Annotated in this window: 23 protein-coding genes; 12 read left to right on the top strand and 11 right to left on the bottom strand. The window is 70.3% G+C overall.

Going from position 1 to position 23,948, the window contains the following annotated elements:
• Nucleotides 1–216 precede the first annotated feature (216 nt).
• The 3 genes from ureG to AB0P24_RS27665 all read left to right on the top strand — a co-directional run bounded on the left by ureG (nt 217) and on the right by AB0P24_RS27665 (nt 3,400).
• Nucleotides 217–897: an urease accessory protein UreG gene (gene ureG / locus AB0P24_RS27675; protein WP_365798547.1), complete on the top strand. Its 681-nt coding sequence runs from the start codon at nt 217–219 to the stop codon at nt 895–897.
• Nucleotides 894–1,655: an urease accessory protein UreD gene (locus AB0P24_RS27670; RefSeq protein WP_365798545.1), complete on the top strand. Its 762-nt coding sequence runs from the start codon at nt 894–896 to the stop codon at nt 1,653–1,655. Before ureG ends, AB0P24_RS27670 begins: the two co-directional genes overlap by 4 nt.
• Before the next feature lie 140 nt (nt 1,656–1,795).
• Nucleotides 1,796–3,400: an alpha/beta hydrolase gene (locus tag AB0P24_RS27665; protein WP_365798543.1), complete on the top strand. Its 1,605-nt coding sequence runs from the start codon at nt 1,796–1,798 to the stop codon at nt 3,398–3,400.
• Nucleotides 3,401–3,462: 62 nt separating this feature from the next.
• On the opposite strand, the gene AB0P24_RS27660 is transcribed toward AB0P24_RS27665, so the two are convergent.
• Nucleotides 3,463–4,188 carry a lysophospholipid acyltransferase family protein gene (locus AB0P24_RS27660; RefSeq protein ID WP_365798541.1) on the bottom strand — a complete coding sequence of 242 codons (726 nt, stop codon included), beginning with the start codon at nt 4,186–4,188 and terminating at the stop codon, nt 3,463–3,465.
• Between the two features lie 710 nt (nt 4,189–4,898).
• Here AB0P24_RS27660 and AB0P24_RS27655 point away from each other — a divergent pair.
• From AB0P24_RS27655 to AB0P24_RS27645, 3 genes are all read left to right on the top strand, one after another.
• Nucleotides 4,899–5,900 (top strand): hypothetical protein, encoded by a 1,002-nt coding sequence (locus AB0P24_RS27655; RefSeq protein ID WP_365798539.1) that lies wholly within the window; start codon nt 4,899–4,901, stop codon nt 5,898–5,900.
• Nucleotides 5,890–7,656 carry a protein kinase family protein gene (locus AB0P24_RS27650; RefSeq protein WP_365798537.1) on the top strand — a complete coding sequence of 589 codons (1,767 nt, stop codon included), beginning with the start codon at nt 5,890–5,892 and terminating at the stop codon, nt 7,654–7,656. Before AB0P24_RS27655 ends, AB0P24_RS27650 begins: the two co-directional genes overlap by 11 nt.
• A 360-nt stretch (nt 7,657–8,016) precedes the next feature.
• Nucleotides 8,017–8,937, top strand: coding sequence for an NADP-dependent oxidoreductase (locus AB0P24_RS27645; RefSeq protein ID WP_365798535.1), 921 nt, complete (start codon nt 8,017–8,019; stop codon nt 8,935–8,937).
• A gap of 289 nt (nt 8,938–9,226) precedes the next feature.
• On the opposite strand, the gene AB0P24_RS27640 is transcribed toward AB0P24_RS27645, so the two are convergent.
• From AB0P24_RS27640 to AB0P24_RS27630, 3 genes are all read right to left on the bottom strand, one after another.
• Nucleotides 9,227–9,817 carry a TetR/AcrR family transcriptional regulator gene (locus tag AB0P24_RS27640; RefSeq protein WP_365798533.1) on the bottom strand — a complete coding sequence of 197 codons (591 nt, stop codon included), beginning with the start codon at nt 9,815–9,817 and terminating at the stop codon, nt 9,227–9,229.
• Nucleotides 9,818–9,955: 138 nt separating this feature from the next.
• Nucleotides 9,956–10,969, bottom strand: coding sequence for an NADP-dependent oxidoreductase (locus AB0P24_RS27635; RefSeq protein WP_365798531.1), 1,014 nt, complete (start codon nt 10,967–10,969; stop codon nt 9,956–9,958).
• Nucleotides 10,970–11,216: 247 nt separating this feature from the next.
• The gene (locus AB0P24_RS27630; protein ID WP_365798529.1) at nt 11,217–12,032 is read right to left on the bottom strand and encodes an oxidoreductase; all 816 of its coding nucleotides are present in this window, start codon (nt 12,030–12,032) and stop codon (nt 11,217–11,219) included.
• Between the two features lie 400 nt (nt 12,033–12,432).
• On the opposite strand from AB0P24_RS27630, the gene AB0P24_RS27625 reads away from it, so the two are divergent.
• Both AB0P24_RS27625 and AB0P24_RS27620 read left to right on the top strand, forming a co-directional pair.
• The gene (locus AB0P24_RS27625; RefSeq protein WP_365798527.1) at nt 12,433–12,840 is read left to right on the top strand and encodes a DUF6153 family protein; all 408 of its coding nucleotides are present in this window, start codon (nt 12,433–12,435) and stop codon (nt 12,838–12,840) included.
• Nucleotides 12,841–12,922: 82 nt separating this feature from the next.
• Nucleotides 12,923–13,534, top strand: a complete 612-nt coding sequence (locus AB0P24_RS27620) for a DUF305 domain-containing protein (protein WP_365798525.1) — start codon at nt 12,923–12,925, stop codon at nt 13,532–13,534.
• Nucleotides 13,535–13,577: 43 nt separating this feature from the next.
• Here AB0P24_RS27620 and rocD read toward each other — a convergent pair whose 3' ends face one another.
• The 3 genes from rocD to AB0P24_RS27605 form a co-directional block, all read right to left on the bottom strand.
• On the bottom strand, nt 13,578–14,798 hold the full coding sequence (gene rocD / locus AB0P24_RS27615) for an ornithine--oxo-acid transaminase (RefSeq protein ID WP_365798523.1): 1,221 nt from the start codon (nt 14,796–14,798) through the stop codon (nt 13,578–13,580).
• Between the two features lie 19 nt (nt 14,799–14,817).
• Nucleotides 14,818–15,636 carry a dimethylargininase gene (gene ddaH, locus AB0P24_RS27610; protein WP_365798521.1) on the bottom strand — a complete coding sequence of 273 codons (819 nt, stop codon included), beginning with the start codon at nt 15,634–15,636 and terminating at the stop codon, nt 14,818–14,820.
• A 145-nt stretch (nt 15,637–15,781) separates the two neighbouring features.
• The gene (locus AB0P24_RS27605) at nt 15,782–16,267 is read right to left on the bottom strand and encodes an Lrp/AsnC family transcriptional regulator (protein WP_181802789.1); all 486 of its coding nucleotides are present in this window, start codon (nt 16,265–16,267) and stop codon (nt 15,782–15,784) included.
• Between the two features lie 111 nt (nt 16,268–16,378).
• Between AB0P24_RS27605 and AB0P24_RS27600 the strand changes: the two genes are divergently transcribed.
• Genes AB0P24_RS27600 through AB0P24_RS27585 form a run of 4 tightly spaced genes read left to right on the top strand, consistent with a single transcriptional unit; the run spans nt 16,379 to nt 20,395 of the window.
• Complete coding sequence (locus AB0P24_RS27600; protein WP_365798519.1) at nt 16,379–17,128, top strand: response regulator transcription factor; 750 nt, start codon at nt 16,379–16,381, stop codon at nt 17,126–17,128.
• A gap of 2 nt (nt 17,129–17,130) precedes the next feature.
• Nucleotides 17,131–17,499, top strand: coding sequence for a hypothetical protein (locus tag AB0P24_RS27595; protein WP_365798517.1), 369 nt, complete (start codon nt 17,131–17,133; stop codon nt 17,497–17,499).
• Nucleotides 17,500–17,504: 5 nt separating this feature from the next.
• Nucleotides 17,505–19,217: a cation acetate symporter gene (locus tag AB0P24_RS27590; RefSeq protein WP_365798515.1), complete on the top strand. Its 1,713-nt coding sequence runs from the start codon at nt 17,505–17,507 to the stop codon at nt 19,215–19,217.
• Nucleotides 19,214–20,395: a histidine kinase gene (locus AB0P24_RS27585; protein ID WP_365798513.1), complete on the top strand. Its 1,182-nt coding sequence runs from the start codon at nt 19,214–19,216 to the stop codon at nt 20,393–20,395. The genes AB0P24_RS27590 and AB0P24_RS27585 overlap by 4 nt, the downstream gene beginning before the upstream one ends.
• Before the next feature lie 154 nt (nt 20,396–20,549).
• Here the strand turns inward: AB0P24_RS27585 and AB0P24_RS27580 are convergent, their stop codons facing one another.
• The 4 genes from AB0P24_RS27580 to AB0P24_RS27565 all read right to left on the bottom strand — a co-directional run bounded on the left by AB0P24_RS27580 (nt 20,550) and on the right by AB0P24_RS27565 (nt 23,921).
• On the bottom strand, nt 20,550–20,729 hold the full coding sequence (locus AB0P24_RS27580) for a hypothetical protein (RefSeq protein WP_181802784.1): 180 nt from the start codon (nt 20,727–20,729) through the stop codon (nt 20,550–20,552).
• A gap of 149 nt (nt 20,730–20,878) precedes the next feature.
• Complete coding sequence (locus AB0P24_RS27575; protein ID WP_365798510.1) at nt 20,879–21,829, bottom strand: cytochrome c oxidase assembly protein; 951 nt, start codon at nt 21,827–21,829, stop codon at nt 20,879–20,881.
• A gap of 157 nt (nt 21,830–21,986) precedes the next feature.
• A complete protein-coding gene (locus tag AB0P24_RS27570; protein WP_365798508.1) occupies nt 21,987–23,012 on the bottom strand; it encodes a 6-phosphofructokinase in 1,026 nt (341 codons plus the stop codon).
• Nucleotides 23,013–23,192: 180 nt separating this feature from the next.
• Nucleotides 23,193–23,921, bottom strand: a complete 729-nt coding sequence (locus AB0P24_RS27565) for a type 1 glutamine amidotransferase (protein WP_093505915.1) — start codon at nt 23,919–23,921, stop codon at nt 23,193–23,195.
• Nucleotides 23,922–23,948: the final 27 nt, after the last annotated feature.

Below are 23,948 nucleotides of genomic sequence, written 5' to 3'. Positions count from 1 at the left end.
GTGGGCCCGGGTGCGGGGTTTCCCGCGCCGGGGGGATCAACTCCAGGGCACGCCGAGGAGCGAGCGCCACGGGCCCTGGCCCGGTGTCACGGTCGCCGGACGGGCTGGTGGGTGGGGGCGCGGGCTGGCCTTCGTCCTCAAGCGCCGGACGGGCTGATGGGGGTGCAGGTCGTCGGACGGGTGGAAACACAGATCCTGCTGAACAAGGAGCGAAACATGCATCTCGATCACGATCACCACCACGGTCCCGCCGCCCTCAGCGCCGACGCCCATCGGCCCGACGGATCCCGTCGAGCTCTCCGGATCGGGCTCGGGGGGCCGGTCGGGTCCGGGAAGACCGCTACCGTGGCCGCCCTGTGCCGGGCCCTGCGTGACGAGCTGTCCCTCGCCGTCGTCACCAACGACATCTACACCCGCGAGGACGCCGAGTTCCTGCTGCGGGAGGCCGTGCTGCCGCCGGAGCGGATCGCCGCCGTCGAGACGGGGGCTTGTCCGCACACGGCGATCCGGGACGACATCTCGGCCAACCTCGAAGCCGTGGAGGACCTGGAGGACGAGGTCGGGCCGCTGGACCTCATCCTCGTCGAGTCCGGTGGGGACAATCTCACCGCCACCTTCTCCAAGGGGCTCGTGGACGCGCAGATCTTCGTGATCGACGTGGCGGGAGGGGACGACATTCCGCGGAAGGGCGGGCCGGGGGTCACCACGGCCGACCTGCTTGTCGTCAACAAGACGGACCTGGCGCCCCACGTCGGGTCGGATCTGGCCCGGATGGCCGCCGACGCCAAGGCGCAGCGGGCCGGACTGCCCGTCGTGTTCCAGTCGTTGCGCGGCGAGACCGGGGTCGCGGACGTGGCCGCGTGGGTGCGGGAACGGCTCGCGGCGTGGGCCGTATGACGGGGACGGGGGTACGCGCCGTCGCCCGGATCGTCGCCCGGGACGACGGGCGGGGCGGTACCTCGCTTCCCGTGCTGGAGGGGGAGGGGCCGCTCGCGCTGCGGCGTACCCGGGGGAGCGGTGCCGAGGCCCGGGTGATGGTCGTCGGGGCGATGAGCGGGCCGCTCGGCGGGGACCGGTTCGGCATCGAGGCCCGGGTCGAGGCAGGGGCCCGGCTGTGTGTCGGGTCGGTTGCCGCGACCATCGCCCTGCCGGGGCAGGGCAAGGAGGAGGCGCGCTACGACGTTCGGCTCGATGTCGCCGACGAGGGTGAACTGCGGTGGCTGCCGGAGCAGTTGATCTCCGCGGGCGGGAGTGATCTGCGCGTCCGCACCCAGGTCGATGTCGGGGCGGGCGGTCGGCTCGTGCTGCGGGAGGAGCAGGTGCTCGGACGGGTGGGGGAGGAACCCGGGCGGCTCAGCAGCCGGCTCACCGTGCGTGTGGCCCAGAAGGCCGTGCTGGATCAGGAACTGGCCTGCGGGCCCGGGGCGCCCGGCGGCTGGGACGGGCCCGCCGTGCTCGCGGGACATCGCGCGGTAGGGCAACTCGTCGTCGTACGACCGGAGTTCGAGACGGATCCGATGGGGGCGCGGATGCTGGGGGAGTGCGCCGCGCTCACTCCACTCGCCGGGCCCGGGGTGTTGGTGACTGCGGTGGCGGGCGATGCCCTGCGGCTGCGGCGGATGCTGGACGAGGCGTTGGACCAGTTGGGCGGGTGATCCGCTCAGCGGGACGGGCGGGATACCGAACGTCCGGTTATCGGATTGGTAAAGACGGCTGTTGGGCCCTGTTCTCAGGAGGCTCACAGCCGGAAGGATCTCCCCTGACCATTCATCATGATGCAGGGGGAGGGGCCCACTTGAGGGACAACTACAGATCGAGAAGCCGGGTGCTGGCGCTGGGTTCGGCCGGTGCGCTCGTCACCGCCAGCCTGATCACCGGTGCGCTCGCGGCACCCGCCGCCGGCGCCGAGGCCCGGCACGGCGGCCAGGACCGCGCCCAGCAAGGCGCGGCCGTCGCGGCCGCACGGGCCGCCAAGGCCGGGATCGACTGGGCCGACTGCCCCACCGACTGGGCCCTGACCAAGCCCGTGCAGTGCGGTTGGGTCAGCGTGCCGCTCGACTACACGAAGCCCTACGGCAAACAGATCAAGCTCGCCGTCGACCGAATAGGCAGCACGGGGACGCCGGCGGAGCGCCAGGGCGCGCTCGTCTACAACCCGGGCGGCCCGGGCGGCTCGGGGATGCGCTTCCCGCTCCGGGTCACCAACAAGAACCCCCTGTGGGTCAACGCCTCCAAGGCGTACGACTTCGTGGGCTTCGACCCGCGCGGTGTCGGCCACTCCGCGCCCATCTCCTGCGAGGACCCGCAGGAGTTCGTGAAGGCCCCCAAGGCCGACCCGGTGCCGGACACCGAGGCCGACAAGACCGTGCAGCGGGGGCTCGCCAAGCAGTACGCGGACGGCTGCGCCGAGCGCACCGGCCGCGCGATGCTCCAGCAGATGACGACCGCGAACACCGCCCGTGACCTGGACGTCATCCGGGCCGCGCTCGGCGAGCAGAAGCTCAACTACCTCGGTGTCTCCTACGGCACCTACCTCGGCGCGGTGTACGGGACGCTGTTCCCGGGGCATGTGCGCCGGATGATCGTCGACAGTGTCGTCAACCCGTCGCGGAAGAACATCTGGTACCAGGCCAACCTGGACCAGGACGTCGCCTTCGAGGGCCGCTGGAAGGACTGGGAGGACTGGGTCGCCGCCCACGACTCCGCCTTCCACCTGGGGACCACGCGGGACGCCGTCCAGGCCAAGTGGCTCCAGCTGCGCGCCACCGCCAAGGCGAACCCGATCGGCGGGGTCGTCGGACCCGCCGAGCTGATCGGCTTCTTCCAGAGCGCGCCGTACTACGACTCCTCGTGGATCCCGGTCGCCACGGTGTTCAGCAAGTACGTCGCCGGTGACACCCAGGCACTGGTCGACGCGGCCGCCCCGGACCTCACCGACACCGCCGGCAACATCAGCTCGGAGAACGGCAACGCCGTCTACACCGCCGTCGAGTGCACCGACGCCAAGTGGCCCACCAGCTGGCGGAAGTGGGACCGCGACAACACCGAGCTCAACACCCAGTACCCGTTCATGACCTGGGCCAACGCCTGGATGAACCTGCCGTGCGCCACGTGGCCGGTCAAGCAGCAGACCCCGGTCGAGGTCAGGACCCACAAGGGGCTGCCGCCGGTGCTGATCGTGCAGTCCACGCGGGACGCCGCCACCCCGTACCCCGGCGCCGTCGAACTGCACGAGCGCTTCAAGGGCTCCCGCCTGATCACCGAGCAGGGCGCCGGCTCGCACGGCGTGACCGGCCTGGTCAACCCGTGCATCAACGGCCGCGTCGACACCTACCTGCTCACCGGTGAGCTGGACGGCGCGGACGTCACCTGCGGCCCGCACGCCACCCCGCAGCCGTAACCGCTCCGGTACGACGACGAGGGGCGGCCGGAACACTCCGGCCGCCCCTCAGCCGTTCCGGTTCAGCTCAGCGGCGCCCGTGGGAACCTGCGCTCCTTCTCGCCCTTGGACGCCGCCTGTTCGGCCTTGACGACGGCCGCGTACTCGTCGACGTACTCCTGCTCGGACAGGGTCAGGATGGCGTACATGATCTCGTCGGTGATGGCACGCAGGACGGCCTTCTCGTTCTCCATCCCGGCGTAGCGGGAGAACTCGAGTGGCTTGCCGAAGCGGATCACGACGGGGCGGATGTTCGGGATGACCTTGCCGGGCGGCTGCGCCTCGAACGTGCCGATCATCGCGCAGGGGATCACCGGCACGCCGGCCCGCAGCGCCATCACCGCGACCCCGACCTTGCCCTTGTACAGGCGGCCGTCGTGCGAGCGCGTGCCCTCCGGGTAGATGCCCAGCAGTTCGCCCTTGCGCAGCACCCCGAGCCCCTCCCGGATCGCGGCCTGGCCCGCCTCCTTGCCGGAGCGGTCCACCGGGATCTGCCCGGCACTGCGGAAGAAGAAGGCCGTCAGCCGGCCCCGCACCCCCGGCCCCGTGAAGTACTCGGCCTTGGCGAGGAAGGTGATGCGCCGCTTGAGGACGGCCGGCATCAGGAAGTGGTCGGAGAAGGAGAGGTGGTTGCCGGCGACGATGGCCGGTCCCGACGACGGCACATGTTCCAGGCCCTCGATCCGCGGCCGGAACACCACTCTCAGCAGCGGCCCCAGCAGTACGTACTTGAGCAGGTAGTAGAACACGGCTCTCTCCTAACTTTGCCAGCTCCCGCCGGAACTGGCGTTTTCCCAGGTCGGATCATCAACGACTGCCCGGGGTGATGTGCGCCTGTCGTCATCTGTGGCCAGTTCGGTCGCACTCATGCTGATCCCTTGCCGAGTTACTTGATGGGTTGTCAGGTAACCCCGGGGGCGACGCAACCACTCGACCTCCCGGAAACCCAGTCCGACCGGAGCAGACGGACGAGCCCGCCGCCCCTTTGAACATGCTCGTCGGCATTCCCTCGCGACGACACAGTCGATCGAACATCGTCTCGTCGGATTTCACCAGGTTGGACGCTGAGTCGTCGCGCGCCCCGCGGGCAGACGCTGCCGACGAAGCGACACCGTCGCCACGGGCCGATCCGCGCGCCACCGTAACCGGCGCCTGGCCACGCCGATTCGGCGGTGCCGAAGCGGTCGTCATCCACGACGGAGGCACACGCATCGCCGGTCCCAGGATCGGGTCGACGTTGCTGCCGAAGCTTCCCCGTACCGCCACGCCGAGCCCTGGAGCCATCGCGACCCCGTTCCGGTTCCCACTCCCCAACAACTGGTCTGCCTGCCATGCTGGTTGGAGGTTGGTCCGGTTCCGGTCCGGTGCGCTGTCCACCACGGTGCGCGTCGGCCGGCGTGGGCGGGCAAGATCTTCCTGGCCCACCCCGAGCTGCCACGAACGGGGAGGGGAAACCCAGTTGGTGTTCAGCGGGACGATGGTGCTGGCGCGTGTCGTGGGAGGCCCGCTGGCCAAAGCGGCCATTGGCCATGTGGGGCAGCAGATCCTGGGTACGCCGGCCGAGCGCGCCCTGGAAAAGGTGTGCCAGGCCGCGGCCGAGCGTTCGGCGGAACTGCTGCTCCCCGCCGACGTGTCCGACATCGAATTCAGCCACGCGGTCGATCTGACCCAAGCGGTCCTGAACGGCAAAGAAGGCGAACTGATAGCGGAGGCGATCACCGGAGCTGCGTTCGGCAAGAGCCCAATCAACGGGGAGGCGGTGGAGCTGTGGAAGGCAGCCGTCAACCGGCAGGGCTTCGACGCTACGACGTTCCCCATTCCGATCGAGTCACTGGTGCGCACCCTGGCCGTCCTGTTGCCGGAGGAATTGCTGAAGGAAGCGGGGACAGCGGGCAGTCCGCTGTTCAACGCGGTCACGCAGGCCCAACTGGTCGACGTACGGGCTGTTCTGGACCAGCACCGCACCCTGCTGGCCAACTTGATTCCGCTGTCCGGCGCGGTGCTGGCCGCGCTGGACCGCGCGGTTGCCCGGTGCGCACGGAACCGCGTGGCGTTCTTCACTCCGCACCTGCTGCTGGCCCTGCTGGACCTGAGCGGCAGCGCTGTCGTGGCGACTCTCGACGATGTCTCGCCGGGGCTCGCGACCGAGTTGCGTCGTCGGCTCAAGGTGTATGTCGAGTCCGCCGCAGCGGCCAGCCAGCCGTTCACTCCGTTCGAGTGGAGCGAACGGGAGTACGTTCGGCGTGCTCGATGCATAGCCTGGGGGCGGGGCGATCCCGCGGTCACCGAACTCCATCTGCTGCTCGGCGTCTTCGACGCTTCGTCCACCACCGGCCGAGAACTGACTACCCTGCTGGGATCTCGGCTGGGCGCGGTGCGCCGCGTCGCGATACGCACGCTTGACGAGCGCGAACAGGCCCGAACACCCGGACCTGTCTTGGACACCCTCGATGGCATCTGACGACACGCCGGGAAACCCGTTCGCTCCGCTCGAGTCACCCTCCGTCATGGATCGACCGCTTTCCTGGCCTGGGTATGCCGAAGACATACCGAGATTTTCACGCCGACTGTATGGGGTTCCGGACGACATAGAAGACCTGCGGGGGGATCTGCCGAAGCTGGGTGACTGGCGCGTCTACAACATGCGCCAGGGCGGGATGGGAGAGGTATATTTCTGCGTGCCTGACAAGGGTGCGATCATACCCGTCGCTTTGAAGACTTTCGCTGCGCACCTCTTCTTCGACGCCACCTCGCGTCGGGCGTTTACCCGTGAGTGCGCCATCTGGGTCCGACTGTCCCATATTGTTCCGGGAGTATGGGAGGGGCGCCGGTGGGAGGAAATCGACGGCCGCCCCTATATGAATATGCCGGTGGCGCCTTCAGGGCCGAACGGTGAGGTCAACCTACGAGATCTGCTCAGCCTGGAACCCCTCACTCCGGACCTGGCGTTGTTCTACACGCTGGAGATCAGCAGGACGATGCGGCACGCTGCCGAAGTCGTGCCCGGGCTGGTGCACGCGGACCTGAAGCCGGAGAATATTTTGCTCGACGGCGGCATGCCGAAGGTTTCCGATTTCGGGCTGGCCCGATCGCTGGAAAACGCGCATAATGGCCAACTGCTGCTCGGTACACCACGTTACAGGGCACCTGAGGCCGAGAACCCCAAGGCCGAACTCACGGCCGCTGCCGATGTGTACTCCTTCGGCGTCATCCTGCGGGAAATGTTGAGTGGCATAACAGAAGGGAAGACGGTCGCGGAACTCGTGTCACTGGCCGACCGTTGTGCAGTGGCCGACCTGTCCGCCCGGTTGCCCGATTTTGCGGCCGTTGAAGAAGAAGTGCGAAGAACGGCTCCCGACGAAGGCGTCGCAGTTCCAGAATATGCCACCATCGGCATGCAGAAAATGGCCATCATGGGTCCGATCGGCATGGCGTTCTGGCGGGAAAATCGTTGGCGGCAGATGCTGCACTACGGGCAGTACGAAGCGGTGATCTCCGAAGTGTCTGACATTCCGGCTGGGCACCGCGACGCGGTCGCATGGACTATGAACGGTGCGGCCCTGTCTCTGCTGGACCGGGACGAAGAGGCGGTGGAATGCTTCGACCGAGCTCTCGCTCTGCAACCGGACCGCAAGCGTCGATTCCTGACCCGAAATGAGCGTGCCTTGTCCTACAAGCGCCTGCGTAGATTCCGGGAGGCGGCCAAGGAGTTCTCGTTGCTTGGCGCAGAAGCAGTCGATGAGGAAGCGGAGGTAATGGCCACCGGTAATCTCGCGAACACGCTCATCGACTCCGGCCGCCCGACGGCCGGTGCGCGGGTGCTGCGAAAGCTGGCCAACCGGTACCCGAAGAACCCGAAGATCTGGCGGGACCTGGCCGTGGCGTACTCGCGTACCGATGAACCCGAGAAGGTGGTATCCGCGCTCGAAAAAGCCGTCGCTCTCGATCCCGGGAACCCGCAGCACTATGAACGGCTGGCAGATTCGCTACTTCATTCCGGGCGGCCAGTGCAGGCGGTCGACGTGTTCGTCAAGGCGTTGGCGCTCGGCTCGGTGGATGTCGATCTGATCGTTCGCATGGGCCGTCTCAGACACCTGGGCGAGCCTCATCTCGCCACCAAGATCAACCGGGCGATCAACGCCGCCCACCTGCCGGACGAGGTGCGGTGCGAGGTTCGGCTCAAGACCAAACTGCTCAACAAGTTCGGCCCGCTGTAACGCGACTTCCAGTCGCCGGCCCACACGGGCGGACCGGTCGTCGCAGGGCTGGGCGCCGGCCTGAGGTTCAACGGCAGCCTCCGCGCCATCGGCGCGACCACGAAGGACGGGTCTACTCCGTCACCGCAGACCGCAGGGTCGTCCGTCCCGACAAACTCGTGCGCGTCTGAGCTGTCACACCCGGAGGGGCCACCGTCTCCCTGTCGAGAAAGCAGGCCGGGCGACGAAGGAAGACGTCAGAGAAGACGTCAGAGCAGGTGAGATCGATCATGCGGCACGGCATACATCCACCTGCAAGCGCTACGAGCACCGCTCGCGAGCGCTGTGCGCTCGGGTCGACCCTCGGCAGTAAGGATCCCTATGCAAGCCATCACTGTGCGAGACCGTCATGCCGGTCCGGCCGGGATGTCCCTGACAGACATGCCCCACCCTCATGCGGCTGAGAACGACGTCATCGTGCGGGTGCACGCCGCCGGGTTCACCCGTGGCGAGCTGGACTGGCCCGCCACGTGGACCGATCGTGCCGGCCGGGACCGGACGCCGAGCGTGCCCGGGCACGAGCTGTCCGGTGTCGTCGTGGAACTGGGGTACGGCACCACCGGCCTGAGCGTCGGACAGCGGGTGTTCGGCCTTGCCGACTGGGCCCGTGACGGCACGCTCGCCGAGTACACCGCAGTGGAGGCCCGCAACCTGGCCCCGCTGCCGGCGGACATCGACCACACCGTGGCCGCCGCTCTGCCGATCTCCGGGCTGACCGCCTGGCAGGGCCTGTTCGACCACGGTCACCTCGCCACGGGCCAGACCGTGCTGATCCATGGTGCCGCGGGCGGCGTCGGCTCGATCGCGGTACAACTCGCCCGCGAGGCCGGCGCCCGCGTCATCGGCACCGGGCGGGCCTCCGACCGGGACAGGGCACTCGCGCTCGGCGTCGACACCTTCATCGACCTGCAGAACGAGAAACTGGAGGACGCCGGCGAGGCCGACGTGGTGTTCGACGTGATCGGCGGCGACATCCTGGACCGCTCGGCCGCGCTGGTCCGCCCCGGTGGCACGCTGGTCACCATCGTCATGCCGCCGAAGGTCCGGCCCAAGGCCGGGCATGCAGTCTTCTTCGTCGTCGAACCCGACCGCGCCCGGCTCACCGATCTCGCCGCGCGGCTGAGGGACGGCCGGCTCAAGCCGGTCGTCGGCGCTGTGCGGCCGCTCGCCGAAGCGCCCTCCGCGTTCGCTCCGGACAAGCACACCCCGGGCAAGACGATCATCCGCGTCGCGGAAGACTGAACAGGAGACAGATTGTGACGGGAATGACCACCTCGACGGCCTCCAGCTGGGCATCCTGGTGCGATGAGCCGGCCGCCGGAGGACGAGCGGAGAGCTGCGGCAGCCCGGCGGCGAAGCAGCCGTTCGTCCCGAAGGGGGTGGGCCAGGTGCCGGGAGCGTGCGCCGGCGGGCGCATCCTTGCGGTGGGGCGGCGGTGGAGGGCGAGAAGGCCCCGCCGAAGCGGCGGACGCTCGGCCGGGGGCGTGGTGTGGAGCGGCCCGTCGAGGCTGCCGGGTGGTGCCGCGGCGCGTCAGCGGGACTCCTGTATGCCGAGCAGGGTGAGGGCGTTGCGGATGCCCTCGTCGAGGAGTTCGTCGGAGAGTCGCTGGTCGGCCAGGGCGCGGGAGAGCTGTAGCGTTCCGACCATCATGGCGTAGACGCTGAGCGTCCTCGTGTGCACCGACCGCGGATCGGCGGGTGCCAGGCGAGCGGCGATACCGTCGACGACGGCGAGCACGCCGTCGGTGTACGCCTGCTTGGTCTCGTCCCCGCAGCGACCGATCTCATCGAGGAGTGCCGCGGAGGGGCAGCCCTCGTCGGGACTGTCGCGGTGCCGGGGCGAGAGGTACCACCGTACGATCTGCTCGACTCCGGCGATGCCGGGGGCCGCCTGCTCGATGACGTTCGCGTACTGCGCGCGCAACTGGTCCGTGACCGCGGTGGCCACGAGGTCGTCCTTGGATGCGAAGTGGGCGTAGAAGGCGCCGTTGGTGAGTCCGGCGTCCGCCATCAGCGTCGAGATGCCCGAGCCGTCGATACCGTCCCGCTTGAACCGGCGGCCGGCGGTCTCGATGATCCGCTGCCGCGTCGCCTGCTTGTGCTCTTTCCCGTAACGCGCCACGCGCTCGCTCCCTTGGTGCGCCGGAAGGGACACCTGCCCTCCGCCGACTTCGCCATCGTATTGGATTGCGAACGTACTCCAATGGTGTGCCGACGATGTCCTGGAGCCCCGGCACGCCTTCTCCGCGGCCGGCCCGATTCATTCGTCGTAGGGGGTCATCGAGATCACGACCTTCCCGGCTGTGACACGGCCCTGCTCGACGTACGCCATCGCCTCGGGCGTCTGGTCGAAGGGGAACGTTCGGTCGATGACCGGGCGGAGCCGGCCGCTGTCGTACAGGGCGCCGAGTTCACGGAGCTGGGAGCCGCTGGCCTGCATGAAGAAGAACTGATAGCGCACGCCCAGGGCCTTGGCCCGCATGCGCACCTTGCGACTGAGCGCGTTCATGACCACGCCCATGAAGGAGGGAGCGCCGAGTTGCCCGGCGAAGCCGGCGTCCGGCGGGCCGACGACGCCGATGGCCAGGCCGCCCGGCTTCAGTACGGTCAGCGACTTCTCGAGGTTCGCCCCGCCCACGGAGTCCAGCACCAGGTCGTAGCCCGACAGCACCTTCGAGAAGTCCTCCTTGGCGTAGTCGACGACGATGTCGGCGCCGAGGCTCCTGACCAACTCCCCGGTGCGGCTGTTCGTGGTCGTCGCCACCGTGGCACCGAGGTGCTTGGCGAGCTGGATCGCCGTCGACCCGAGGCCTCCGGCACCGGCGTGGATGAGCACCTTCTGCCCCGGCTTCACATGCGCACGGTCGACGAGGATCTGCCAGGAGGCCAAGGCCACCAGCGGCACCGCGGCCGCCTCGCGGAGGGTGAGTGACTCCGGCTTGGGCGAGACGTCGTCCTGGTCGATCGCGATGAACTCGGCGAAGCCTCCGATCCGCAGGTCGCGGGGGCGTGCGTAGACCTCGTCGCCGACGGCCACGCCGCGCACGGCGGACCCGGTCTTCGTCACGACGCCGGCGACGTCGTGGCCGAGCACGAAGGGCAGCTTGTACCTCAGAAGTCGTTTGAACTCCCCGTTGCGGACCATTTTGTCCAGCGGGTTGACGCTGGTGGCGCTCACTCGGACCAGGACGTCGCCGTCCCGGATGGCGGGCTCTGGAACGTCTGCGGCGCGTACGCCGTCCTTGCCGTACTTCTCGACGACGAATGCCTTCATGTCAGCCATCCCTTTGCGTGGTCTTCTCGGTTGCCTTTCGGCGGACGATGCGCATGTCCGGGCGGCTTCCACATCAGCTGCCGAGGTGCCGGCGGAGCCATCGACCCATCTGCCCGATCGCCCGGTCCACCTCGGGCACGCGCCCCGCGCCGAGGATGAACGAGTGCTGGCCCGCGGGCAGCGGGCGGACCTCGGAGACAATCTCGAAGTCGGCGAGCCGGCGGCCGAAGCCGGCGCCCTCGCGACGTCAGGCGGGCATCCGGTTGAATCGGCGGATCTGCCTGTCGAAGATCCCGGCGGGGACGAGGCGTCGCGCGGTGGTGATGCGTGAGGCGAGGGGTCCGGCGGTGTAGCGCAGCTTCGGCTTCGGGGCGGTGGCTGCCGTGACGACCTCCTTGGCGACAAGGGCGGGGTCGTCGCCGGCCTTCATCGCCGCGGCGACCACCTCGTCGAAGACACGCCGCCGCTCCGCGTACAGCGGCAGCGGCGTGTCGGGCTGCGCGGCATGGGCGTCGAAGGCGGTCCGGGTGTAGCCGGGCTCGACGAGCAGGACGCGGACGCCGTGTTCGCGGACCTCGTGGTCCAGGGACTCGGAGTAGCCCTCGACGGCGTGCTTCGCCGCGGCGTAAAGGGCCATGTAGGGCTGCGGGATGACGCCGAGCACGGACGAGAGGTTGATGATGCGGCCGCGGCCCCGGGCGCGCATGTGCGGCAGGACGGCCTTCGTCATGCGGACGAGACCGAAGAAGTTGAGGTCGAAGAGGCTCTGGGCTTGGGCGACGGAGTTCTCCTCGGCCGCGCCGGCCGAGCCGAGTCCGGCGTTGTTGACGAGGACGTCGATCCGACCGAACCGTTCGATCACTTCCCGGACGGCGGCGGTGACGGATTCGCCACGGGTCACGTCGAGGTCGAGGAAGGTCACACCGGCGGGCGGGGTGAGTCCCGAGGTGTTCCGTCCGGTTCCGATCACCTCGAACCCGGCTGTGACGAAGGCGCGAGCGGTTGCGTTGCCGATCCCCGATGATGCCCCCGTCACGAGTGCTACCGGCCGATCTGTCGTCATCACGGACTCCCTGTGTCATGGAATTACGATCGTTTATCTTACGATCGTAAGACTATGGCGGGCCGGGACGGATGGCAAGGGGCGGCTCCGGCGATCGCCGGGAACCCGCGGCTTGGTGCGGGAGGGGAGACCAGGGTCGAGTACGGAGGAGCTCCGTGTGGCGACTGCCTGAAACGGGCTGGCGGATGTGGTTCCACCAGGGCACTTCGGCCAGTTGAGCTGGAGAACTCCGCTGCTGCCGGCGTCGTCAGCCTTCGGATCGTACCCAAGCCGAAGTTCGCCGGGCCCGGTATGAACAGCTATGAACAGCACAGTCGACGTACGGCATCGGTGAGCGGAAACGGCCGTCCGGGGCACACCTGTGCCGGCCCACTCTCAGGGCGCGCATAGGATGGTCGCGATGCGCCCCACCGAGCAGCCCGCCCCGCGACCGCCCTTGCGGCGGTGGCGCGCCCTGCTCGTGCTGGGACTGCTGGCCGGGCTGCTCGGCATGCACGCGCTGGCACCCGGCGGCGTCATGGCACGCCACGGCGGGCCCGAGCGGGCCGTCTCCCACCCCGCGGTCATGGTCACCGCGTACGACGGCTGCTCCGGCGACGACGGCCACTGCGGTGGCGACCACGCGCACCACGCCGACGCGACCTGCGCCTCCGGTGCGGTGAGCGGCGGTCCGGCGCTGCCCGCGCCGGTCCCGGACCCGGTCCCCGTCCCCGTGGCCGCCGGCGCGGTCGGCTCCCGTCCCGCCCCGGCGCCGGACGCCGCCCGTGCACCCCCTGATCTGGCCGAACTCCAGCTCCTGCGGATCTAGCGGCACCCGAGCCGGCCGTGCGCGTACCGCGCGGCGGCCGTGCTCCCGCGTGCCCACTCACAGCTATCGCAGGAGACCCAGCATGACCACCACGCGTACCCGTGCCGTCCTCGTCGCGCTCACCGCGACCGCCGCCCTCGTCCTCACCGCGTGCGGCAGCGGCGACGACAGCGCCGGCACCGCGCACGCCTCCCACTCGGCAGCGGCAGGCGCCACCGCCACCTCCGGGGTGCACAACGCGCAGGACGTGTCCTTCGCGCAGGCCATGATCCCGCACCACCAGCAGGCCCTGGAGATGGCCTCCCTCGCCGCCGGCCGTGCCTCCTCCGCCCAGGTGAAGGACCTCGCCGCCCGGATCGAGAAGGCGCAGGACCCGGAGATCACCGCCATGACCGGCTGGCTGAAGGCCTGGGGCGAGGACGTGCCCATGGCGGGCATGGGCCACAGCGGTCACGCCGGCATGGCCGGGATGATGTCCGACAAGGACATGACCATGCTGAAGCAGGCCAAGGGGACGGACTTCGACACGATGTTCCTGACCATGATGGTCCAGCACCACCAGGGCGCCGTCGAGATGGCCGGCACCGAGAAGGCCAAGGGCGAGTACGCCCCGGCCACGAGCATGGCCGGCTCCATCGTCACCGGGCAGAACGCCGAGATCAAGGAGATGAACAAGCTCCTCGGCAAGGGCTGAGCGGAAGCGGCGGCCGCGCCCACCGGCGCGGCCGCCGTCCGCCTCAGACCGCCAGCACCTTCTCCAACGTCCCCAGCGCCGACCGCAGTTCCTCCGCGGTGATGGTCAGCGGCGGGGCCAGCCGGATGGTGGAGCCGTGGGTGTCCTTGACCAGGACGCCCTCGCGCATCAGGCGTTCGCCGATCTCCCGCCCGGTGCCGATCGCCGGGTCCACGTCGACGCCCGCCCACAGCCCGCGCGAGCGGAAGCCGACCACGCCCCTGCCGACCAGCTCCGTGAGGCCGTCGCGCAGGATCACGCCCAGCTCGGCGGCGCGGCGCTGGAAGTCGCCGCTCTCCAGCAGCTCGACCACCGCCGTGCCGACCGCCGCCGCGAGCGGGTTGCCGCCGAACGTCGAGCCGTGCTCGCCGGGATGCAGGACCCCCAGCACCTCCCGGCGGGCCACCACCGCGGACACCGGCACGATCCCGCCGCCCAGCGCCTTGCCGAGCAGCAGCACGTCCGGCACCACGCCCTCGTGGTCGACGGCGAGGGTACGGCCGGTGCGGCCGAGGCCGGACTGGATCTCGTCGGCGACGAACAGGCAGCCCTTGCGCCGGGTCAGTTCACGGACCCCGGTCAGGTAGCCGTCGTCCGGGATGAGCACCCCGGCCTCGCCCTGGATGGGCTCGATCAGCACCGCCGCCGTGGTCTCGTCGACCGCCGCCTCCAGCGCGGCCAGGTCGTTGTACGGCACGATCCTGAAGCCCGGCGTGAACGGGCCGAAGCCCGCGCGGGCGGTCTCGTCGGTGGAGAAGCTGACGATCGTGGTCGTACGGCCGTGGAAGTTGTCCGCGGCGACGACGATCGTGGCCCGGTCGGCGGGAACGCCCTTCACGTCGTAGGCCCATTTGCGGGCCACCTTGATGCCGGACTCGACCGCCTCGGCGCCGGTGTTCATCGGCAGCACCATGTCCAGGCCGGTCAACCCGGCGAGCCGTTCGGCGAATTCGGCGAGCCGGTCGTTGTGGAAGGCGCGCGAGGTGAGGGTGAGGCGGTCCAGCTGGCGGTGCGCGGCCTCGATCAGCGCCGGGTGGCGGTGGCCGAAGTTGAGGGCCGAGTAGCCGGCCAGCATGTCGAGGTAGCGGCGGCCCTCGACGTCCTCCACCCAGGTGCCCTCGGCGCGGGCGACGACGACGGGCAGCGGGTGGTAGTTGTGCGCGAGGACCGGGCCCTCCGCCTCGATCAGCTCGGCGGAGGTGCGGGTGCGTGCGGGTGCGGTCATCTGGGGAATCTCCTGGTCCTCAGCGGATTTCCTGGGTGCAGCACTTGATGCCGCCGCCTGCCTTGTGAAACTCCGACAGGTCGACGGGGACGGGCTCGTAGCCCTGGTCGGCGAGCCGGGCGGCGAGGGTCTCGGCCTGCGGCGCGATGAAGACGTGGCGGCCGTCGGAGACCGAGTTCAGGCCCCATGCCAGGGCGTCGTCGCGGGTGGCGAGCACCGCGTCCGGGAACAGCCGGCGCAGCACGTCCCGGCTGCCGGGGGAGAAGGCCTGCGGGTAGTAGACGATGTTGTTCTGGTTCCCCTCGTCCAGGACGAACAGCGCCGTGTCCAGGTGGTAGAAGTACGGGTCCACCAGGGTCAGGCTGATCACCGGATGGCCGAAGAACTCCTGGGCCTCCCGGTGCGCCTCGCGGGTGGTGCGGAACCCGGTGCCGGCGAGCAGGTACCGGCCCGTCCAGACCAGGTCGCCCTCGCCCTCGGTCACCGAGCCCGGGCGGTACACGTCGTAACCCGCGGTCTTGAACCAGAGGTCGTAGTGGGTCGACTCGGGTCGCCGCTCGGGCGAGTGGAAGAGCGAGCCGAAGACACGGCCGCCGACGACGACCGCCGAGTTCGCGGCGAACACCATGTCGGGCAGGCCGGGGACCGGCTCCAGCCGGTCGATGCTGTGGCCGTGGGCACGGTAGGCGCTGATCAGCGCGGTCCACTGCTCCTGGGCCAGGTCGACGTCGACCCTGGTGTCGGGGTTCATCCAGGGATTGATCGCGTACTGCACGGCGAAATGTCTGGGTTCGCAGACAAGAAAGCGCCTGAGACGCGGCACACGGTTTTCGGACACAGAGGGGTTCCTCCGCTTTCCCGCGGTGTCGACTGAGGGTTGACACCAAGGTAGAAAGCGTCGGATACGGGCGACAAGCAATGAATGTTGCGTGTCTGCGCAGGAATGCTGCGTCTCCGATCGTACAAACGCAGGATCAGTGCGTTTACTCCGGCACGGGGTGGGTGGCGCCCGCCTCGGGGCTCTCCGGGAGCAGATGCGACAGCACCATCACGCTGATCGTCTTCCGGATGAACGGCTCCACGCGGATCCGCTCCAGCACCTCCTCGAAGTGGTCCACGTCCCGGGCCCGCACATGCAGCAGGGCGTCCGCGCCGCCGGTCACCGTCATGGCCGCGGTGATCTCCGGATGGTTGCGGACCACCTCCGCGAGCCGCCGGGGCGGGGCGGCCCCCTCGCAGTACACCTCGACGTACGCCTCCGTGCGCCAGCCGAGGGCCGACGGCTTGACGGTGGCCGTGAACCCGGTGATCACACCGGTCTCACGGAGCCGGTCGACCCGCCGCTTCACGGCCGTCGCGGAGAGCCCGACGGCGGCGCCGATCTCGGCGAAACTGGTCCGCGCGTTCGCCATCAACGCGGTGGTGATCTTCCGGTCGAGATCGTCGAAGGGGGCGGTGCCGCTGTTCATGCCCGCACTGTAACCACGGGCGCGGACACTTCGGGAACACCACTTCATCCGGCGCCAACGTCCACGTCCGGTACATGTCCAGCGCCGCGTTCCGCCGCCTACACTCCGTTCATGCTGCGCGCCCTCGCCGTCGACGACGAACGCCCCTCGCTGGAGGAGCTGCTCTATCTGCTGAACGCCGATCCGCGCATCGGAAGCGTCGAGGGCGCCGGGGACGCCACCGAGGCGCTGCGCCGCATCACCCGCGCGCTGGAGTCCGGACCGCAGGGCCCCGAGGCCATCGACGTCGTCTTCCTCGACGTCCAGATGCCCGGACTGGACGGACTCGACCTGGCCCGGCTGCTCACCGGCTTCGCCCGGCCCCCGCTGGTCGTCTTCGTCACCGCCCACGAGGACTTCGCGGTAAGGGCCTTCGATCTCAAGGCAGTCGACTACGTCCTCAAGCCGGTACGCAAGGAACGCCTGGCGGAGGCGGTACGGCGGGCCGCCGAACTGCGCGGCACCGCACCCCGGATACCCGTGCACGAACCCGACCCCGACCACATCCCCGTCGAACTCGGCGGCGTGACGAAGTTCGTGGCGGTCGACGACATCACCCACGTCGAGGCCCAGGGCGACTACGCCCGCCTGCACACCGACCGCGGCAGCCACCTCGTCCGCATCCCGCTGTCCACCCTGGAGGACCGCTGGCGCTCCCGCGGCTTCGTCCGCATCCACCGCCGCCACCTCGTCGCCCTCCGCCACATCGGCGAACTCCGCCTGGACGCGGGCACGGTGAGCGTCCTGGTCGGCGCGGAGGAGCTCCAGGTCAGCCGGCGCCACGCCCGCGAGCTGCGGGACCTGCTGATGAGGAGGGCCTGACGATGCCCGCCGACCCCGCCGAGCGCCGGGTCACCGTCACCGGCCCGCCCCGCCGCAGCCGTCACGGCCACCGTGACTCCGGCTACTACCGCGCGCGCACCGAGATCGACGAGCAGACCACCCTCGGCCACACCTACGTCCGCTCCCTCATGCGCAGCCAACTGCGCGTCGCCCTCGTCGTGTTCGCGGTCCTGGTGCTGCTCGTCGGCCCGCTCCCGCTGGTCTTCGCCGCCGCCCCCGAGACGCGCCGACTGGAGTGGCTGGTGCTCGGCTTCTGCCTGTACGCCCCGCTGATCCTGCTCGCCCGCTGGTACGTGCGCCGCGCCGAACGCAACGAGGAGGACTTCGTCCGCCTCGTCGAGGACCGATAGGACCGATGAACTCCAGCTATGCCGTCCCGGCGGTCGCCCTCGTCGTCGTCGCGACCGTCCTCGTCGGCGCCTTCGGCCTGCGCATCTCCCGGACCACGTCCGACTTCTACGTCGCCTCACGCACCGTCGGCCCCCGCCTCAACGCGGCCGCGATCAGCGGCGAGTACCTCTCCGCCGCCTCCTTCCTGGGCATCGCGGGCCTGGTCCTCGTCCAGGGCCCCGACATGCTCTGGTACCCGGTCGGCTACACCGCCGGCTACCTCGTCCTCCTCCTTTTCGTCGCCGCCCCGCTGCGCCGCTCCGGCGCCTACACCCTCCCCGACTTCGCCGAGGCCCGGCTGGCCTCGCAGACGGTACGGCGGCTGGCCGGGGCGTTCGTCGTGGGCGTCGGCTGGCTCTATCTGCTGCCCCAACTCCAGGGCGCCGGGCTGACGCTGGCGGTCCTCACCGGCGCTCCCGACGCGCTCGGCGGGCTCATCGTCGCCGTCGTCGTCGTGGCCACCGTGGCCGCCGGCGGCATGCGCAGCATCACCTTCGTCCAGGCCTTCCAGTACTGGCTCAAGCTCACCGCCCTGTTCGTCCCCGCCCTCTTCCTCGTCCTCGCCTGGCAGAGCGCCGGCGCTCCCACCCACGCCTTCGACGAACCGGCCACCTTCCGCGACCGGCGCGTCGTGGACGTCCAGGACACCCTCTCCCTCACGCTCGACCGCCCCCTCACGGTCACCGTCACCGGCACGGTCGACGGCAGCCCGCGCGTGGACACCCGGGTCACCCTCCCCGAGGGCACCCACCGCATCACCGCGGGCACCCGGCTGACCTTCGCCAGGGGCACCCGCGTCCCCGCCACCGACCGGGGCACCAACGGCGGCATGTCCACCTCGCTCGCCGAGAGCCGCGAGCAACGCCCGCTGTACGCCACGTACGGACTGATCCTCGCCACCTTCCTCGGCACCATGGGCCTGCCGCACGTCGTCGTCCGCTTCTACACCAGCCCGCACGGCGTCGCCGCCCGCCGCACCACGGTCGCCGTCCTCGCCCTGATCGGCCTCTTCTACCTGCTGCCGCCCGTCTACGGCGCCCTCGGCCGCCTCTACACCCCCGAACTCACCCTCACCGGTGAGACGGACGCCGCCGTCCTGCTGCTGCCCGATCGGGTCGTCGGCGGCCTCGGCGGCGACCTGCTCGGCGCGCTGGTGGCGGGCGGCGCCTTCGCCGCGTTCCTCTCCACCGCCTCCGGCCTGACCATGGCGGTCGCCGGCGTTCTCACCCAGGACGTCCTGCCGTCCCGCGGCGTACGGCACTTCAGGCTGGGGACCGTCCTCGCCATGGCCGTACCGCTCGCCGCGAGCGTGCTGGTGGGCGGCCTGCCGGTCGCCGACGCCGTCGGACTGGCCTTCGCCGTGTCCGCCTCCTCCTTCTGCCCGCTGCTGGTCCTCGGCATCTGGTGGCGGCGGCTGACCCCGCCCGGCGCCGCCGCCGGGATGCTGGCCGGGGGCGGCTCGGCGTTCTGCGCGGTGGCCGCGACGATGGCCGACCTCCCCGGCACCGGCAGCCTGCACGCCCTGCTCGCCTGGCCCGCGCTCTGGTCGGTCCCGCTGGGCTTCCTCACCATGATCCTGGTCTCCCTGGCGACCCCGGGCCGGGTACCGCCCCAGACGGGCGCGATCCTGGCCCGCTTCCACCTGCCGGAAGAGCTGCGCGCGGAGGTCAAGGCGTGACCGGGTTCCTGGCGGGCCTCTGCGTGGCCGTGCTCCCGCTCCTCGCCGCCGGCTTCTGGCTCGGCCGCCGCACCGCACGCCCCCAGAACCTCGGCGGCCTCGGCACCCCCGTCGAGCACGCCACCTTCGAGACCCTGCACACCGCCTCGCTCGCCGCGCCCCCGCTGCGCGCGGGCCTCACCGAGGAGACCGCCCGCCGCTCGGCCCGCCGGCTGCGCACCCTGCTCGGCACCGACGCCCTCTGCCTCACCGACCACGAGAACCTGCTGGTCTGGGACGGCGTCGGTGACCACCACCGCACCGAGATCACGGAACGGCTCGCCGGACCCCTGGAGACCGGCCGCGGTGAGGCGTTCCGGCTGCACTGCGAGACCCCCGACTGCCCGGTCCGCTGGGCCGTGATCACCCCGCTCACCGTCGACGACCGCGTCCACGGCACCCTGGTCGCCTGCGCCCCGCGCGAGTCCGCCGTCCTGGTCCGGGCGGCCGGTGAGGTCGCCCGCTGGGTCAGCGTCCAGCTGGAGCTGGCCGACCTGGACCGCTCCCGGACCCGCCTCATCGAGGCCGAGATCCGCGCCCTGCGCGCCCAGATCTCCCCGCACTTCATCTTCAACTCGCTCGCGGTGATCGCCTCGTTCGTCCGCACCGACCCCGAGCGCGCCCGCGAGCTGCTGCTGGAGTTCGCCGACTTCACCCGCTACTCGTTCCGCCGGCACGGCGACTTCACCACCCTCGCCGACGAACTCCACGCCATCGACCACTACCTGGCGCTGGTGCGGGCCCGCTTCGGCGACCGCCTCACGGTCACCCTGCAGATCGCCCCCGAGGTGCTCCCGGTCACCCTGCCCTTCCTCTGCCTCCAGCCCCTGGTGGAGAACGCCGTCAAACACGGCCTGGAGGGCAAGACCGGCACCTGCCACATCCAGATCACCGCCCAGGACGCGGGCGCCGAGGCCCTGGTCGTCATCGAGGACGACGGCGCCGGCATGGACCCGGTCCTGCTGCGCCGCATCCTCGCCGGCGAGAGCAGCCCGTCCGGCGGCATCGGCCTGTCCAACGTCGACGACCGGCTCCGCCAGGTCTACGGCGACGACCACGGCCTCGTCATCGAGACCGCCCCCGGCGCGGGCATGAAGATCACCGCCCGGCTGCCCAAGTACCAGCCCGGGGTGCACTAGGCGCTTCGCGATGCGCCGTTGTCCGTCCGCGGCGCCGTGGTGGCTGGTCACGTCCACTCGGCGGCAGCCGCACCCGCAGCCGCAGCCGCAGCCGCACCCGCACTTCGGACACGGCCTCGCGCGCCTTGGGGACGCCGCGTGCGCGACCGGAATGTCAGTTGCTCTGGGTGACCACCATTGCCAGTGTCAGCAGGCCCAGCACCACCCATCCGAACCAGAGCCAGCCGTTGCTGCCGAGCGCCACCGTGTAGGCCGTGACCACCACCAGTGCACCGACGGTGAGCACCCCCATCGTCTTGGTGGCACCGTTCGAGCCGTTCGCAGAACCGGGCATCGCGACACCCTCCTCATGGTCCGACTACCCCCATGGTGCCCCGTTCTGCTTCCGGGGGCGGTGCACACGACGAATCGGCTTCCTCCGCGCGTCCCGCCGGCCCGCTCGGCGACGGCACGCTCTCCGCTGCCGGGCGGGCGGAAAGCCGTTCAGCCGTTGCGTGCGTTCAGCGCGGCCAAGTAGGCGTTGTACGCCTCAAGTTCCTTGTCACCGTCGCGGTCGGCGGCCCGGTCCTGGCGGCGGGCCTGGCGCTGTTCGGAGTTGTACCACTGGAACAGCAGGGCGATCAGCACCAGTACGGACGGGACCTCACTGAACGCCCAGGCGATTCCGCCGGCCGCGTTCTGGTCGGAGAGCGCGTCGATGCCGAGCGAGGCGGGCGGATTCCTGAACGTCTCGACCATCGGCTCCGACGCCATCATCAACGCGATGCCGAAGAACGCGTGGAACGGCATGCCCGCGAACAGCTCCAGCATGCGCATGAGATGCCCCGGCCGGTGCGGCCCCGGGTCGACGCCGATGATCGGCCAGAAGAAGACGACGCCGACGGCGAGGAAGTGCACCATCATCGCGATGTGCCCGGCCCTGGAGCCCATCAGGAAGTCGAACAGCGGGGTGAAGTAGAGCGCGTACAGGCTCGCGATGAACATGGGGATGGTGAAGGCGGGATGGGTGATGATCCGCATGTAGCGGCTGTGCAGCAGGGCCAGCAGCAGTTCACGCGGCCCCTTCCGGCCCCTCCCGGCGACGGGCAGCGCGCGCAGCGCCAGGGTCACCGGGGCCCCCAGCAGGATCAGGATGGGGGAGAGCATGCTGATGATCATGTGCTGCACCATGTGCACGCTGAACATGACCATCCCGTAGTCGTTCAGCCGGGTGCACATCACGAGCATGATGGTCAGCACCCCGACGACGAACGACACCGTCCGACCGGCGGACCAGGCGTCCCCGCGCCGCCGCAGCCGCACCACGCCCCACCCGTACAGCGCCAGCGCCGCGACACAGGCGACGAGGAAGAAGGGATCCGCCGACCACTCCAGGCCGCGCCCCAGCGTGAACGGCGGCAGATCCATGGTCATGCCGTGCCCGCTGTGATCCATGCGGCGGCTCCTGATTCGTGGGGGCTTGTGCGTTTACTGCCGACCCCAGAGTAGAACCGTCCCCGGCCACTGCTACGACCGGGGGGCACGAGAGCGCCCCGTCAGGGACGCGGGGCTGAGCCGATGCGCACCCGCGGACCACGCACGGCCGCGACCCTCAGAGCACGGTCTCCGCCTCGTCGTACCGCTCGGTCGGAACCGTCTTCAGCGTCTCCACCGCGTCCGCCAGCGGCACCATCACGATGTCCGTCCCCCGCAGCGCGGTCATGTGGCCGAACTTCCCCCGGTGCACCGCCTCCACCGCGTGCCACCCGAACCGCGTCGCCAGCACGCGGTCGTACGCCGTCGGCGTGCCGCCCCGCTGCACATGCCCGAGGATGACCGGCCGTGCCTCCTTGCCGAGCCGCTGCTCCAGCTCGATGGAGAGCTGCCGGGCGATCCCGGCGAACCGCTCATGGCCGTAGATGTCCTTGCCGCCCTCGTCGAAGGCCATCGTGCCCGCCTTCGGCTTCGCCCCCTCCGCCGCGACGACGATCGCGAAGCGCTTGCCCAGCTCGAACCGCTCGCCGACCCGGCGGGACAGCTCCTCGATGTCGAAGGGCCGTTCCGGTACGACGATGGCGTGGGCGCCGGCCGCCATGCCGGAGTGCAGGGCGATCCAGCCGGTGTGCCGCCCCATGACCTCCACGACCAGCACCCGCTGGTGGGACTCGGCGGTGGTCTTGAGCCGGTCGAGCGCCTCGGTCGCGACCCCCACGGCCGTGTCGAAGCCGAAGGTCACGTCGGTGACGGCGATGTCGTTGTCGATGGTCTTCGGCACGCCCACGATCGGCAGACCGGCGTCGGACATCAGCCGGGCCGCCTTCAGCGTGCCCTCACCGCCGATCGGGATGATCGCGTCGAGCCCGAGCTCGGCGACGTGCCCCCTGGCCCGCTCCACGCCGTCCCGCAGGTGCGAGGGCTGGACCCGGGAGGATCCGAGGATGGTGCCGCCGCGGGCCAGGATGCCGGACACCGCGTCGAGGTCGAGCTTGAGGTAGTCGCACTCCAGGAGGCCCTTCCAGCCGTCCCGGAAGCCGATGACCTCGTCGCCGTGGTCGGCGACGGCACGGTGCACGACGGACCGGATGACGGCGTTCAGGCCGGGGCAGTCGCCGCCGGACGTGAGGACACCAATGCGCATAGCCCGAAACAACCTTCTCCACGTGGGCCGGGGACCGGACCACGCTGTCCGGCTGTCATCGGCGTCACCCTACCGGCGCGAGGGGGGCCTTCCACACCGGGCGTCCGCCTGCTGGACGCGCCCGCACATGTGAGCGGACTCGCTGTCAGGCGGGCCCCGGAAGCGGCTGTTCCGAAGGGGTCACGCGGGCTGCTGCGCGGCCGCGATGCGCTCGTTGCGGAGCGCCTCGTACCAGCGGTCGTCGATCGGCGGCAGCGCGTTCACGTCGAGCGCCAGCTTCAGCAGCAGGTCCGCGATGAGCGGGTTGCGGGCGAGGACCGGCCCGTGCATGTACGTGCCGAAGACGGTGTCGTTGTACGCGCCCTCCGTGCCGTCCCCGGTGCCGTTGCCCTTGCCCAGCTGGACCCGGGCGAGCGGGCGGGCGGTGGGGCCGAGCTGGGTGACGCCCTGGTGGTTCTCGAACCCGGTGAGCGGGGGGAGCCCGAGGCGCGGGTCGATGTCGGCGAGCACGTCACCGACGCACCGCTCGCCGGTGCCGCGCACGGTGGTCACGTCGAGCAGGCCGAGGCCCGGCTCCCGCTGCCCGAGGTCGTTGATGAACTCGTGGCCGAGGATCTGGTAGCCCGCGCACACGGAGAACACGATGGCGCCGTTCTCCACCGCCCGGTACAGGTGCCCGTCCCGGCGCAGCCGCTCGGCGGCGAGCCGCTGCGGACGGTCCTCGCCGCCGCCGATCAGGTAGATGTCGCCGGAGGTCGGGATCGGCTGGTCGCTGCGCACGTCGAGCCGGGCCACGTCGAGCCCGCGCTGCCGGGCCCGGCGCTCCACGACGAGCGCGTTGCCCTGGTCGCCGTAGGTGCTGAGCAGGTCCGGGTAGATCCACACCAGCCGCAGTTGGTTGTCGCTCATGAGGGGATCGTCACTCCGATGTCTGAT

Source organism: Streptomyces sp. NPDC086519, assembly GCF_040686075.1.
Lineage (GTDB): Bacteria > Actinomycetota > Actinomycetes > Streptomycetales > Streptomycetaceae > Streptomyces > Streptomyces shenzhenensis.
This window is presented reverse-complemented; position numbering and strand designations above follow the sequence as displayed.

Coding starts and splice junctions, on each gene's coding strand:
- AB0P24_RS27650 (WP_365798537.1), top strand. CDS start 5,890: ATGGCATCTGACGACACGCCGGGAAACCCGTTCGCTCCGCTCGAGTCA.
- AB0P24_RS27645 (WP_365798535.1), top strand. CDS start 8,017: ATGCAAGCCATCACTGTGCGAGACCGTCATGCCGGTCCGGCCGGGATG.
- AB0P24_RS27580 (WP_181802784.1), bottom strand. CDS start 20,729: ATGCCCGGTTCTGCGAACGGCTCGAACGGTGCCACCAAGACGATGGGG.
- AB0P24_RS27565 (WP_093505915.1), bottom strand. CDS start 23,921: ATGAGCGACAACCAACTGCGGCTGGTGTGGATCTACCCGGACCTGCTC.
- ureG (WP_365798547.1), top strand. CDS start 217: ATGCATCTCGATCACGATCACCACCACGGTCCCGCCGCCCTCAGCGCC.
- AB0P24_RS27630 (WP_365798529.1), bottom strand. CDS start 12,032: ATGACGACAGATCGGCCGGTAGCACTCGTGACGGGGGCATCATCGGGG.
- AB0P24_RS27625 (WP_365798527.1), top strand. CDS start 12,433: ATGCGCCCCACCGAGCAGCCCGCCCCGCGACCGCCCTTGCGGCGGTGG.
- AB0P24_RS27590 (WP_365798515.1), top strand. CDS start 17,505: ATGAACTCCAGCTATGCCGTCCCGGCGGTCGCCCTCGTCGTCGTCGCG.
- AB0P24_RS27605 (WP_181802789.1), bottom strand. CDS start 16,267: ATGAACAGCGGCACCGCCCCCTTCGACGATCTCGACCGGAAGATCACC.
- AB0P24_RS27670 (WP_365798545.1), top strand. CDS start 894: ATGACGGGGACGGGGGTACGCGCCGTCGCCCGGATCGTCGCCCGGGAC.
- AB0P24_RS27595 (WP_365798517.1), top strand. CDS start 17,131: ATGCCCGCCGACCCCGCCGAGCGCCGGGTCACCGTCACCGGCCCGCCC.
- AB0P24_RS27635 (WP_365798531.1), bottom strand. CDS start 10,969: ATGAAGGCATTCGTCGTCGAGAAGTACGGCAAGGACGGCGTACGCGCC.
- AB0P24_RS27575 (WP_365798510.1), bottom strand. CDS start 21,829: ATGGATCACAGCGGGCACGGCATGACCATGGATCTGCCGCCGTTCACG.
- rocD (WP_365798523.1), bottom strand. CDS start 14,798: ATGACCGCACCCGCACGCACCCGCACCTCCGCCGAGCTGATCGAGGCG.
- AB0P24_RS27570 (WP_365798508.1), bottom strand. CDS start 23,012: ATGCGCATTGGTGTCCTCACGTCCGGCGGCGACTGCCCCGGCCTGAAC.
- AB0P24_RS27620 (WP_365798525.1), top strand. CDS start 12,923: ATGACCACCACGCGTACCCGTGCCGTCCTCGTCGCGCTCACCGCGACC.
- AB0P24_RS27600 (WP_365798519.1), top strand. CDS start 16,379: ATGCTGCGCGCCCTCGCCGTCGACGACGAACGCCCCTCGCTGGAGGAG.